Raw genomic sequence first — 13154 nt, forward strand, 5'->3', positions numbered from 1 at the left:
ATGTAAAACGCTTGCATAATAACAGGAAACGAGCAGGTCAAGTGATGACTTGCTCGTTTTCTTTTGTGAGGCGTTTACACAGTGTGTTGGTGTTGTAAGCGGGGTTATTTTGTTTGTGGCGCTCACAGTATGCGCACGCCACCACGCTCATATCGTGCGTTTGCGGCGCCTTGTGTGATGTATGAACCTATGTAGTATATTGAGCGGCTCAAGCGGCTAATAGCCCATTGCTTGCATAACAAACATGATGATGGTGAGAATGGTTACTGCAATGACGGTAAACCATGTCAGCATGGTCCACAGTTTGCTATTAACATGTTTTCCCATGATAAATTTATTTGAAGCGATGCGTACCATACATACCAAAAGAATTGGCAAAAGAATACCGTTTATGACCTGTGCAAACATCATAATTCCAAATAGGTCAATATGAGGAATAAGAACAATTACCGCAGATATAACCAAAATAGCGGTAATAATTCCCCGATAGGCAGGGGCTTCTTGCCACGTGCAATCTGCACCACGTTCCCAGCCAAAAGCTTCGCAGATACCACTTGCGGTAATTCCTGGTAGTACACAAGCCGCTAAAAATGATGCGCCAATAAGACCAATGCCAAAGAGCGCATAGGCGTACTCGCCTGCAAGTGGAGCCAAAGCCGCTGCTGCGTCTTCTGCACCGTTAACGGTAATGCCTGCAGGAAACAGCACTGCTCCCGTTGCAAGAATAATAAACCAGCTGATAACACTTGCTACAACAGCTCCAGTAACCGTATCAATTTGCTGATAGGGAATGTCTTCGTCGTGCGCGTTTTTATCAACAACATTTGACTGTGCTAAAAATATCATCCAAGGTGCAATGGTTGTTCCTACATTTGCAACCAATAACGACAAATACTGAGGATTAGGCGTAATTTGTGGCACGGCGGTAGTGAAAAGAGCGTATGACCAATCGGGTTGTACTAAAAATCCTGCAATAATATAGGTTACAAATACGCAACTGATAGCCAAGAGCACCTTTTCGATAGAACGATAACTTCCGCTCATTGCCAATACCCAAATGAGTAACGCAGAAAGTGGAACCGAAAGATAGGTAGGCATGCCAAACAACGCTAAACCCGAGGCAATACCTGCAAACTCTGAAAGCGTAACCGTTGTATTTGAGATAAGAAGTGCAAGCATGGCAACTGCAGAACGCTTGACACCAAAACATTCGCGTATAAGCGACGCAAAGCCTTTTCCGGTAACGCAACCCATACGAGCTGCTGTTTCTTGTACCACAATCAGCAAGAAACACATAATAGGAACCGTCCAAAGCTGACCGAAGCCAAACAGCGCACCAGCGTTGGAGTATGTTGCTACACCACCTGCGTCTGCACCTGCAAGGGCTGCAACCATACCAGGTCCCATAGCAAGCAACACGCGCTTAAACTGCAATTTTTGGGGTCGACGCTCCAAAGTATTGGTTTGCTGTGTATTTATTGCGCGCTGCGTGTTTTCTGCATTATGCGCTTGTAGGGGAGTTGTTTGCTGCGTCATCACTGAAGAACCCCTAAAGCTCCCATGCACATAATAGCTGCTATGCATATTACAAACGACAAAATCATAGAAACAAGTGACAGCACAAAGCCTGAGGTATCAAGATTTTTTGCATCGCGTACACGTAAAATGGCAAGAAACAGAGGAGACGCTATAACAGATATACAAGACGCAATACCAATTGCCACAAACGACGAAAGAAAACCTTTTGCCAACACGGAATCAAAATTGTGCATGGTGCACAACATAGAAAAGATCACTTCGATTGCCGCAAAAATAGCAGCAAACACAAGCGCCAGACCAAGGCTTTTAACACCAAAGCCCAAATCGGAGGGCGAGTTTTCGTCGTCTGCATCGTTTTCAAGGAAGAAATTAACGGTATGCGAAATAGAGGCGTCACCAAACATCAAACACACAGGCAGAAGCGCGCATGTAAACAGCATGAGTGCGTTTTTATGAGCATCAGGTAAAGGAAGATGGAGCAAGCCACACAAATGGAGTGCAAAGGCAATACATGAACCAAACACCCATATAAACAGCCATGCGTTATGACGAAGCAACCAAACAAGCGCACCTGTTTGTCGCTTGGAATCACCATCATTTGCTCCAGCACCCGCAATTTGTAGGTCTTCTTCGTGCTCTTCTTCCATAACGTCAAGCGCGTCGTCAACGGTAACAATACCTAATAGACGCTTGTTGTCGTCAATAACAGGCATTGCTAACAAGTTGTACTTTGCAATGTTCTCGGCAACGTCTTCTTGGTCGTCATCGGGATTTGCGGTAATCATGTCGGTGGTTGCTATGTTTTTAAGTGGTGTTGCTGGCTCGTTAATAATAAGCTTATTGAGATTTACCACGCCACTTAAACGGTTTTCGTCGTCTTTTAGATACACATAGTGTACGGTTTCAAAGTCTTCATCAAGCGCGCGCATGCGGGCAACTGCGTCTGCAACGGTTTGTGCTTCTGGCAGGCACAAAACCTCAGAGGTCATGATACGACCTGCAGTATCTTCTCTATATCCTAAAAGCTGTCTAATGGCTTTGCGCTCTTTTACACCCATAAGGCGAAGGATTTTTTCTGCCTTGTCATAGTCAAGTTCGCTTACCAGCTCGGCTGCGTCGTCAGGATCCATTTCCGATAACATGCGTGACGCATCAGTATCGGCCATGTCGCCCATAATTTCTGCGGCAATATGATCATCGTCAAACTCAGCGATTGCGTCTGCGGCGCGCTCGTCATCTAGCTGCGCAAACACGCGTCCACGTAGGCGCGGATCAAGGCGCTCCAAAATGTCTGCAATATCGGCAGGGTGTAGACCATCGAGTGTTTTATGCGATACAGATAGCTTTACATTAGACAAATCGCGGTCAAGCAGGTCCATATAGTTCCATGCGATAATTTTTTCGGGCATGGGCTTGCCAAGCGATTTTGCAATTTTAAGCGTAAGCGTTTCAAGTGCAGGGGAGAGCGATCGTAGCAAACCGCGTATTCCAACTTCGGCACCAAGCAAACGAAGCTGCGATGAGCTGGTGTCTGAAAGCTTTAAGTCGTTTACTCTTACAACACGCATGCCGCGCGTATCAACAATTTGTTTGTTAAGCAAATCGCGTGCAATTAACACTTCGTTAGGCTGAAGATAAGAAAATCTAATATCGGTATCAACTACTTTTAAGTGGATTTCTTCGGTAGAAAACGAATCAACATACTTGCGCCATGAAATCATAAAAGGCGTTTTGCCAGGACCTTCAACAGCAAGTGCGGTAATACGAGGAAAGACTTCGCCCGTTGCAATGCCAAGGTCGTTTACGCGACCTATTTTTTCGCCTTTTGCATCAAATACGGGATTGCCCAATAGCTGGGAAAGATAAATCATACAAACCCCTTACTCGCTCATGGCTATTTTCATAAACCTACATGTACACATACACTATAATTTTACACGGTTTTGCTCGTCTTTTTACGGCGTTTATACGAGCTACTAAAATACCATGAGAAGCCCTAGGAATTACAAGTTTTTTTATTGAGCTTATTTCTTGGACTTACTTTTTAGAAAACTTTGCATAAGACGGGCAAAGCGCGCGGGCAATACACGTGTCACAGCATGGATTTTTTGCCTTGCATATTTCGCGTCCAAAATGGATCCATTCTTCATTTACGCTGCTCCACAATGTGGGAGGGAGCAACTTAAGCAAATCTTGCTCGGCTTCAAGCGGCGTTTTTGCACGTGTAAACTGTAAACGCGTTGAAATTCTAAATACATGGGTGTCAACAGCAATGCCTTGAGTTTTTTTGAACGCTTTGTTCAGTACAATGTTGGCGGTTTTTCTTCCTACCCCAGGTAGGCGCATAAGTTCCTCCATGGTTTGAGGTACTTCTCCTGCAAAATCGTTCATAATCATTTGCGAGGCTCCAACACAATGTTTTGCTTTAGCGCGCCAAAACCCAATGGTGCGAATAACCTCTCCTATGTCCTCGGGCTTTGCTTGCGCCATGTGTTTAGCATCTGGCCAGCGTGCAAACAGTTGAGGAGTTACTTTATTAACAGCCGCATCGGTTGTTTGAGCCGAAAGCATAACGCAGATGGTAAGGGTAAAGGGGTCGTGATAGGTAAGAGCCGACTTTGCTCCGTGATACCGTGCGTGAAGAATTTCGTAGAACGCGCACGCACGCTTTTGTTTACTGCGCTGTGACTCTTGTGCCATCACCCCTCCTCATCTGGTATTCAAGTGTGTTGCATTGGCTTGTCTATATAGTAATCAAACGAATGGATGTCACGAATAGTTGGACATCGTGTACAGTTCATTATAACGTGCACCAGCCTTTCCTATAAATAGGTACCCAAACCGTTCACAGAAGTGTTTTTTACTTATAGCAAAGTTGTTGATTTTGTCGAGGCTTTTATAGAGATGTTGCCGTAAAATAGAAAATATGTTGTTTCAATGTAGCTTTTTGGTGTGCGCGTGGGCATACAGCCACTACATTTTGTAGGTATTGGCTTGAATGCATAAAGCGCAGGTATACACAAAGCTTGAACGTAAAAGAGATATCAGTTTTCAGCTGACGGCTTGTATTGAGGGGGACATGTATGAAGAGCTTTACCCTTAATGATGTGCAATTAACAAATGACGACCGTTATCTTTTTGCTCAGGGTAATTGGTATAGAAGCCACGAAAAATTGGGAGCTCATCCTATTGTTTGTAATGGATGTAGCGGTTTCTATTTTGCTGTTTGGGCTCCAGGTGTTAAAAGCGTGCGCGTAGATGGTGATTTTAACGGCTGGGGTGAAACTCAAAATTATCTTGAACATAAAGGCTCTGGCATTTGGGAAGGTTTTGTCGGCGGAGCACAGGCTGGTGAGCTGTATAAGTACCTCATTGAAACACAAGACGGTACTACGTTTTATAAAGCAGATCCTTACGCTTTTAGCGCTGAATGTCCTCCAGGTACGGCTTCGCGTTTGCTTGATGTTTCACAATATGAGTGGTCAGATGCTGCATATACCAAACATCGCAATAGCCACAATTTTCTTCATGAGCCTCTTAATATTTTTGAATGCCATTTAGGAAGTTGGAAGCGTCAACCATCTGATGAAGTTATTAAAGAGCATGCAAATGACGTTTCGCCTGTATCTGATGATGAGGATACTTCAAATGACGAATGGCAATGTCAAGGGCGGTTTTTAAGTTATGACGAGCTGTCTGAACGCCTGGTTGCTTATGTTAAAAAAATGGGATATTCCCACATCGAAATTATGCCCATTATGGAGCACCCTTTTGATGGATCATGGGGTTATCAAGTTACGGGCTATTTTGCGCCAACCGCGCGCTACGGTACGCCCGATCAGTTTAAGCATTTTATTGACGCGTGTCATCAGGCAAATATTGGCGTTATTCTCGACTGGGTTCCCGGTGGTTTTTGTAAAGACGAGCACGGTCTAAGTCGTTTTAACGGCGATAAACTGTTTGAGAAAAAAGAACATCCTAATTGGGGCACGTACAAATTTGATGTTGGTCGTGGCGAGGTAAGAAGCTTTCTTATATCTAACCTTCTGTATTGGGTGGGAGAGTTTCATGTAGACGGCATTCGTATGGATGGCGTTACCAGCATTTTGTACCTCAACTTTGGTATAGATGACCCTGCTCAAAAGCAATTCAACGAAAAAGGCACCGAAGAAGATCTTACCGCTATAAAATTTGTTCAGCAGTGTAACGAGGCGGTAGAAAAGTATTATCCACACACCATGATGATTGCCGAGGAGTCTACCGCATGGCCGCTGGTAACATATCCGCCTAAAGATGGAGGTTTAGGTTTTCATCTTAAATGGGATATGGGCTGGATGAATGATACTCTGCACTACATTCAAGCCGATTTTCCTTATCGTCCAGGTGCTCATCATTTGCTCACATTTTCTACTATGTACCAATTTAATGAAAACTTTATTTTGCCTCTGTCGCACGATGAAGTAGTGCATGGAAAATGCTCTTTAATTCGTAGACAGCCTGGCGATTACTGGCGTCAGTTTGCTGGTATGCGCGCGCTTGCGCTTTATCAGATGGCTCATGCGGGCGCAAAGCTTAATTTTATGGGCAACGAGATTGCACAGTTTATTGAATGGCGTTATTACGAGGGAATTCAGTATTTCCTTACCCACAAGTTTGAAGCGCACAAAAAACATCAGCACTTTGTACAAGAGCTTAATGCTTTCTACAATAACAACCCTGCAATGTGGGAGTTTTCGTTTGAGTCGCGCGGATTTGAGTGGATCGATGCGGACAATTCTGGTCAGGCGATTATTGCGTTTATTCGCCACGGCGAGCACAAGACCGACGATTTAGTTGTTGTGATCAATTTTGAAGTTAATCCACACGATAACTTTAGGCTTGGTATGCCTATGGCAGGGTATTGGAAAGAGGTTTTCAATACCGATGATCCTGCATTTGGCGGTTCGGGAACTTCTAACGGTTTTCATGCGCTTGCTACCGAGGAGGAGCCTCAACATGGGCGCGATAATTCTTTGGTGATTACCGTGCCTCCTTTGGGTGGTGTTGTTTTTAAATATGTGCGCGCGTTGCCCGCAAAAAAGGAAGCCGCAAGTAAAGCTACGGAAAAAGCTGCAAGCAAGAAAAAAGGTAAAACAACAGGTAAAGCTGCAGGTAAAAGCAGTGATAAGCCAGCCGTGGGAAAATCATTGCATAGCAGCGCACACACCAAGACGGCTAAAAAGCAGCCTGCACATAACACAGTTACTAAGAAGGTTAAAAAACGTAAATAGCTTTGGACCTACACGCATATCGGATGTGTAGGCAACTACAGGAAAGGGACTACATGGCATCTTTATTCAACGATACACAAGACTTTATTCAACAGTATAAACAGGGGTGTGAGTCGTATTATGCTCGTTCATTTGAGGATCTTACAGATACCCAGCGGCTCTATGTTTTGTCGGCGCTTATCGCAAAGAAGGCAAAGGCGTTGCAAGCAGATCAAGACCCTCAACAGAAAGAAGTATTTTACTTTTCTCTTGAGTTTTTGACCGGCCCACTTTTAGACAATTATCTGTTGAATTTTGGTATTCGTGATCTTGTTGAAAATGGATGCAAAGAACTTGGTGTTAATTTAGACGACCTTATTAAGCTTGAAGTTGATCCAGGTTTAGGAAATGGTGGCTTAGGTCGTTTAGCTGCGTGTTTTATGGATTCGTGCGCAGCGCTTGGTATTGCGGGCAACGGTTGTGGCATGCGTTATCATTATGGACTGTTCCGTCAAGCTATTAAAGACGGCCGTCAAGTAGAGCTGATGGATAATTGGCTTGAACACGGATTTCCTTGGGAAACACGCTGTATTGCCGAGTCGGTTATTGTTCAGTTTGGTGGACAGGTTGTTCGCCACGAAGAAAACGGTCGTTTTTGGTTTACGCAAGAAGGCGGCGATTTGGTTCGCGCTGTGCCATATGATGTACCGTTAGTTGGTTTTGGTGGCAAAACAGTAAACAATTTGCGCCTATGGAGCGCGGAGCCCGCAGAGGAAAACTTTAATCTTGCCGCATTTAACGAGGGCAATTACGCTGAGGCAATGCGTTTTCGTTCGGATGTTGAGGCTATTTCGCAGATTTTATACCCCAATGATTCGGGTGAACACGGTAGACTTTTGCGCCTTAAACAGGAGTATCTCTTTGTTTGTGCAGGTCTTCACTCAATTCTTAGAGGTTTTGAGAAAAAGCACGGGTGCGATTGGGACAAACTGAGCGATTTTGTTGCCATTCATACTAACGACACGCATCCAGCTCTTTGTGGTCCTGAGCTTATGCGTATTTTGGTCGACGAAAAGAACGTCGAGTTTGATCGAGCGTTTGAGATTGTGCGTAATACGCTTTCATACACCAATCATACGGTTATGCCCGAGGCTCTTGAATGCTGGCCGATTGCACTTTTCCGCAGTCTTTTGCCTCGTACATATATGTTTATCGAAGAAATTGACCGAAGATTCCACAATACATTTCCGCGTGATAAGCAAAATTGGCACGATTTACTGTCTCAAACAGCCATGCTGTGGGACGGTTGCGTTCGCATGGCAAATGTTTCGGTTATTTTTTCGCATTCTGTTAACGGCGTAAGCGAGCTTCACACTCAAATTCTTAAAGACACAACGCTCCACGGTTTTTATGAACTTTATCCAGACAGGTTTAATAATAAGACCAACGGCATTTCTCATCGTCGTTTCTTGGGTAATGCAAATCCTGCTTATAGCGCGCTCATCACCAAAACAATTGGCGACGGCTGGCTAAGCGATGCATCCGAGCTGGCAAAATTAAGTGCCTATGAAAACGATCCTAGTTTTCTTGAAGACTTTGAAGCGGCAAAGCTTAATGATAAACAGCGTTTAGCGCGCTACATCAACGAGCAAACAGGTGTTTCGCTTGATCCGCATATGATTTTTGACGTGCAAGTTAAGCGTTTTCACGCCTACAAACGCCAGCTTTTGAATGTTCTTAAAATTATGGATGTATATAATCGCCTGCTTGACGGCAAGGGATTTACTATGCACCCCACGGCATTTATTTTTTCGGGCAAAGCTGCACAAAGTTATGTATTTGCAAAAGAAGTTATTCGTCTTATCAATTCGGTTGCCGATGTTATTAACAATGACGAACGCGTAAATCAGATTATAAAAGTTGCTTTTGTACCTAATTTTTCGGTTTCAAATGCGCAGCTTATTTACCCTGCTGCCGAAATCTCCGAACAAATTTCTTGGGCAGGTTCTGAGGCATCGGGTACGTCTAACATGAAACTTATGATGAACGGCGCATGGACTCTGGGCACTTATGACGGTGCAAATATCGAAATTGCAAAGCGCGTGGGCGATTCAAATATCAAAATCTTTGGACTTCGTGAACAAGATGTTCTTAATCTGCGTCAGCCTGGTGCATATTGGGCATGGGATATGTACAACAACGATCGCATTCGTTTAGGAAGAATTATTGACCAGCTTACTGATGGAACCCTTAATCGTTTATCGGGTGGTTTTGAAAGCATTCGCGATGAGCTGTTGACCAATAACGATCACGACCTCGTGTTGGCTGATTTCTATGCGTATGTGCAGGCGTGGGAAGAGCTTACTCGTAGTTATACCAATCGTCACGTTTGGAATCATGGCGCTGTTCATAACAGTGCTTGTTCGGGTTACTTTACATCCGATAGGACAATTCGTGAGTACGCGAATGATATATGGCATATAGGCTGCTAAAGCAGAACTTTAAGTTGTCTTTTTGTGGGTTTGGAAGGAGTTATTATGAGCAAGAAGGAGTGCATTGCAATGCTTCTTGCCGGCGGTCAAGGCAGTCGGCTTGGCGCTCTTACCAAAGAGATAGCTAAACCGGCCGTATCGTTTGGCGGTAAGTATCGCATTATCGATTTTGCGCTGTCAAACTGCGCGAATTCTGGAATAGAAACGGTTGGTGTTCTCACACAGTACCAACCTTATGTACTTCATTCCTATCTTGGTTCGGGCGCTGCGTGGAATCTTAACGAAAGCGATGGAGGTGTATCCATTCTGCCTCCGTTTGCAACGCAAACGGGTGGTGCATGGTATGCCGGTACTGCTGATGCTGTAACACAAAACCTTGGCTTTATCGAACAAAATAACCCTGAGTACGTGCTTATTCTTTCAGGCGATCAGCTTTATAGCATGGACTATCAAAAAATGCTTGACGCTCACAAACGCCACGGCGCCGATCTTACGATTGCTGTTATGCCAGTTGCATGGGAAGAAGCCTCTCGTTTTGGAATTATTACGCAAGACGAAAACGAGCGTATAACCAAGTTTACCGAAAAACCCAAAAAACCCGATTCTAATCTTGCGTCTATGGGAATTTATATTTTTAACAAAGACCTGCTGGTAACGTCTTTGCGCGAAGACGCTATCAATCAAACGTCTGAGCACGATTTTGGCGGAGACATCATTCCAAAACTTCTTGAAGACGGTAAAAAACTCTACACCTACGAATATCGAGGATTTTGGCGCGACGTTGGTACTATTTCTTCGTATCACGAAACAAGTATGGATTTGCTTGGCGAGCACCCTGCATTTGATTTGTTTAACACAAATAACCCCATGATGAGCAATGCTTCTACGCGCCCACCTGCGTATATTGGACCACAGGGTTCAATTGATGATTGCTTGGTTGGCAACGGTTGCAATATTTATGGAAGTGTTCGTCACTCAATTATCTCTACGGATAGCTTTGTGGGCGAACGTGCCATTGTTGAAGATTCCGTACTATTACCTGGCGCCGTTGTTAAAGCAGGAGCGCACGTCGTTCGTGCAATTTTGGGCGAACATGCTGTGGTTGAGGAAGACGTTGTACTCGGAAGCGTTGATCAAACGCGTGACACAGCGGTTATTGGAAACGACGTTGTAGTTGGAAAGGGTGAAGGTATACGATGAAAAAGTTTATTGGTATTATAACCGCCAACTATTCTACAAAACACCCCAGTATTTTAACTGAAACACGTCCAGTGGCGTCCATGCCGTTTTTGGGAAGATACCGTATTTTGGATTTTGCGCTTTCTAATATGGTAAACAGCGGGGCACGCACCATTGGCATGATTATGCCGTATAACTACCGCTCTATTATCGACCATATTGGGTCGGGTCGCGATTGGGATTTGGACAGAAAAAAAGGCGGTCTGTTTATTCTTCCTGGTTCGGCGTTTGGAACTTCTCGTACCGGCTCTCGCTTTTTGTTGCGCGATATTGAAAACAATAAAGAATTTTTGCAGCGCGACGCTCATGAGTACGTTATTGTGTCATCGGCAAACTTTGTTATGACCATTGATTATAATGACATTCTTAACGCTCATATAAAGTCGGGTGCCGATATTACCGTGGCTGTTAAGCGCGCTTCTCAAAATGATTCCGATATTGTGGGGCTAAGCGTAGAGGATGGCCGCGTGCGCGGAATTACGCATGGTATTGTGTTTGGCGACGCTGCATTTCTTGATTGCTTTGTGATTAAAAGAACACTGCTTCTTGAGCTGCTGGAATGGTATGCTCAAAGCGATTACCTTGATCTGTTTGAAGCCATGGAGCACGATTTTAATCGCGTTAACGTTCAAACCTTTGAGTTCTGTGGGTATGTGAAAGGTATTTTTAATAAAAAAACGTACTTTCAGTCAAATATGGACTTGCTGAATCCTACTATTACGCAGGAGTTGTTCCCCGTTGATCGTCCTGTTCGTACCAAAGCACACGATAATGCGCCCGCTAAGTTTGAACAGGGTTCGCGTGTAACCAATTCACGCGTATCGGGAAGTTGCCGCATTTATGGAACCGTTACTAATTCAATTTTAGGACGCGATGTTATTGTTCAGCATGGAGCGGTTGTAAACGATTCCATTATCATGCAGTCTTGCGTTATTGAGCAGGGAGCACGCGTTGAACATGCTATTGTGGACAGAAACATTACGGTTCCAGCTTCAACCGAGCTTCGCGGTACGCCCGACGCTATTTTGATCAAAGAAAAAGGTAACTAGTCTAAAAACGAGCGAAGTTGCTGCTTGCAGCATCTATCGCAAAATGTAACGTCGACAACAAAGGTAATGAACTGATATGAGTATGGTTGAACGCACATCAACTAAGCAAACAAAAAAGCTGCATGTATTATGCGCAACCCCCGAATGCGTTCCTTTTGTAAAAACGGGTGGGCTTGCCGATGTTGCAGGTGCCTTGCCGCGCGCGCTTAAGCGCTTGGGGGCGCGTGTAAGTGTTATTTTGCCCAAATACAGCGCAATTCCTTGGGAGTATGTTTCAAAAATGGAACATATTGCCGAGTTTTATGTGCCACTATCTTGGCGTTATGAATATTGCGGTTTGGAAAAGCTTCGCTATAAAGGCGTTGAGTATTATTTCATTGATAATGAGCATTACTTTAAGCGTGATGGCATTTACGGATTTTTTGACGATGGCGAGCGTTTTGCGTTTTTCTCAAAAGCTATTTGCGAGGCCATAAATTATATCGGCGAGCTTCGTTGTGACATCATTCATTGTAACGATTGGCAAACCGCTCTTGTGCCAGTGTTTTTACACGAGTTTTATCACGAAATACCATCTTGTCGCAATGTTCGGGTAACCTTTACCATTCACAATCTTAAATTCCAAGGTCAGTTTGGCGACCAAATGATAGGTGATGTGCTTGGCTTGGCAGGTAAACCCAATGCCGTTCGTCAGCTCTATATTGATCGCGACTCTATTAACTTTATGCAAGCAGGCCTATGCTACGCCGACCGTATTACCACGGTAAGCCCTAGTTATGCAGGCGAAATACAAATGCCTTTTTATGGTGAGGGTTTGGATGGGCTTCTTAGAAGACGCTCGTGTATTGTTCGAGGCATTCTTAACGGTATTGATGTTGAATTATGGAATCCCAAAAATGACAAGCTCATTCACAGCAGGTACTCAATTCAGGATTTAAGTGGTAAGGCGCGCAACAAAGCTCATCTTCAGCAAGAACTTGGACTTGACGTAGATCCGACACGTCCTTTGATTGCGCTTATTGGCCGTCTAACCGCACAAAAGGGTATTGGACTGGTAACCTATGCCATGAATTACCTCATGCAACGAGGCGTTCAAGTGGTTGTTCTGGGAACAGGCGAAAAAGAATACGAAGACTCGTTTAGATATTTTGCGGCCACCTATCCTCGCCAAGTAAGCGCTTGCATTACCTTTGATAACGCGCTTTCTCATAGAATCTATGCGGGTGCAGATATATTCTTAATGCCTTCTGTGTTTGAACCGTGCGGATTATCCCAGTTAATTTCGATGCGATACGGAACAATTCCTGTTGTTCGCGAAACAGGCGGCTTGCGCGATAGCGTTATTCCTTACAACAAATATACGCAAGAAGGTACTGGTTTTAGGTTCTGCAATATCAATGCAGACGAAATGACGCGCATACTTATGGATGCTTGCGAGCTTTATTGGACCGATAAAAAAGCGTGGATTGAGCTACAAAAACGTGCAATGCGTGCCAACTTTAGCTGGAGTAGGGCAGCACATGAATATCTGCGCGTTTACCTGCAGCTTTGTCCTGAATATACAAACATTTACGTAAAGAGGTAAT

At 44.3% G+C, this 13154-nt stretch carries 8 protein-coding genes; 5 read left to right on the forward strand and 3 right to left on the reverse strand.

Translation table 11 applies throughout. From position 1 onward, the window contains the following. Nucleotides 1–216: 216 nt before the first annotated feature. From AC5GD6_RS00495 to nth, 3 genes are all read right to left on the reverse strand, one after another. Entirely contained in the window at nucleotides 217–1539 is a 1323-nt protein-coding gene (locus AC5GD6_RS00495) for an Nramp family divalent metal transporter (protein ID WP_396196002.1), read from the reverse strand. Then, nucleotides 1536–3410: a magnesium transporter MgtE N-terminal domain-containing protein gene (locus tag AC5GD6_RS00500; RefSeq protein ID WP_491845993.1), complete on the reverse strand. Its 1875-nt coding sequence runs from the start codon at nucleotides 3408–3410 to the stop codon at nucleotides 1536–1538. The genes AC5GD6_RS00495 and AC5GD6_RS00500 overlap by 4 nt, the downstream gene beginning before the upstream one ends. Before the next feature lie 166 nt (nucleotides 3411–3576). Continuing rightward, a complete protein-coding gene (nth, locus tag AC5GD6_RS00505) occupies nucleotides 3577–4239 on the reverse strand; it encodes an endonuclease III (RefSeq protein WP_416428953.1) in 663 nt (220 codons plus the stop codon). 383 nt (nucleotides 4240–4622) lie between these two features. On the opposite strand from nth, the gene glgB reads away from it, so the two are divergent. The 5 genes from glgB to glgA all read left to right on the forward strand — a co-directional run bounded on the left by glgB (nucleotide 4623) and on the right by glgA (nucleotide 13153). After that, nucleotides 4623–6809 (forward strand): 1,4-alpha-glucan branching protein GlgB, encoded by a 2187-nt coding sequence (gene glgB, locus AC5GD6_RS00510; RefSeq protein ID WP_491845994.1) that lies wholly within the window; start codon nucleotides 4623–4625, stop codon nucleotides 6807–6809. 53 nt (nucleotides 6810–6862) lie between these two features. After that, nucleotides 6863–9280 carry a glycogen/starch/alpha-glucan phosphorylase gene (locus tag AC5GD6_RS00515; protein WP_464360814.1) on the forward strand — a complete coding sequence of 806 codons (2418 nt, stop codon included), beginning with the start codon at nucleotides 6863–6865 and terminating at the stop codon, nucleotides 9278–9280. Nucleotides 9281–9325: 45 nt separating this feature from the next. Further along, the gene (locus AC5GD6_RS00520; RefSeq protein WP_010241613.1) at nucleotides 9326–10480 is read left to right on the forward strand and encodes a glucose-1-phosphate adenylyltransferase; all 1155 of its coding nucleotides are present in this window, start codon (nucleotides 9326–9328) and stop codon (nucleotides 10478–10480) included. Then, nucleotides 10477–11568, forward strand: coding sequence for a glucose-1-phosphate adenylyltransferase subunit GlgD (gene glgD / locus AC5GD6_RS00525; RefSeq protein WP_311439025.1), 1092 nt, complete (start codon nucleotides 10477–10479; stop codon nucleotides 11566–11568). Before AC5GD6_RS00520 ends, glgD begins: the two co-directional genes overlap by 4 nt. 76 nt (nucleotides 11569–11644) lie before the next feature. Then, nucleotides 11645–13153: a glycogen synthase GlgA gene (glgA, locus tag AC5GD6_RS00530; protein WP_491845995.1), complete on the forward strand. Its 1509-nt coding sequence runs from the start codon at nucleotides 11645–11647 to the stop codon at nucleotides 13151–13153. Nucleotide 13154 lies beyond the last annotated feature (1 nt).

This window comes from Fannyhessea sp., assembly GCF_986145555.1.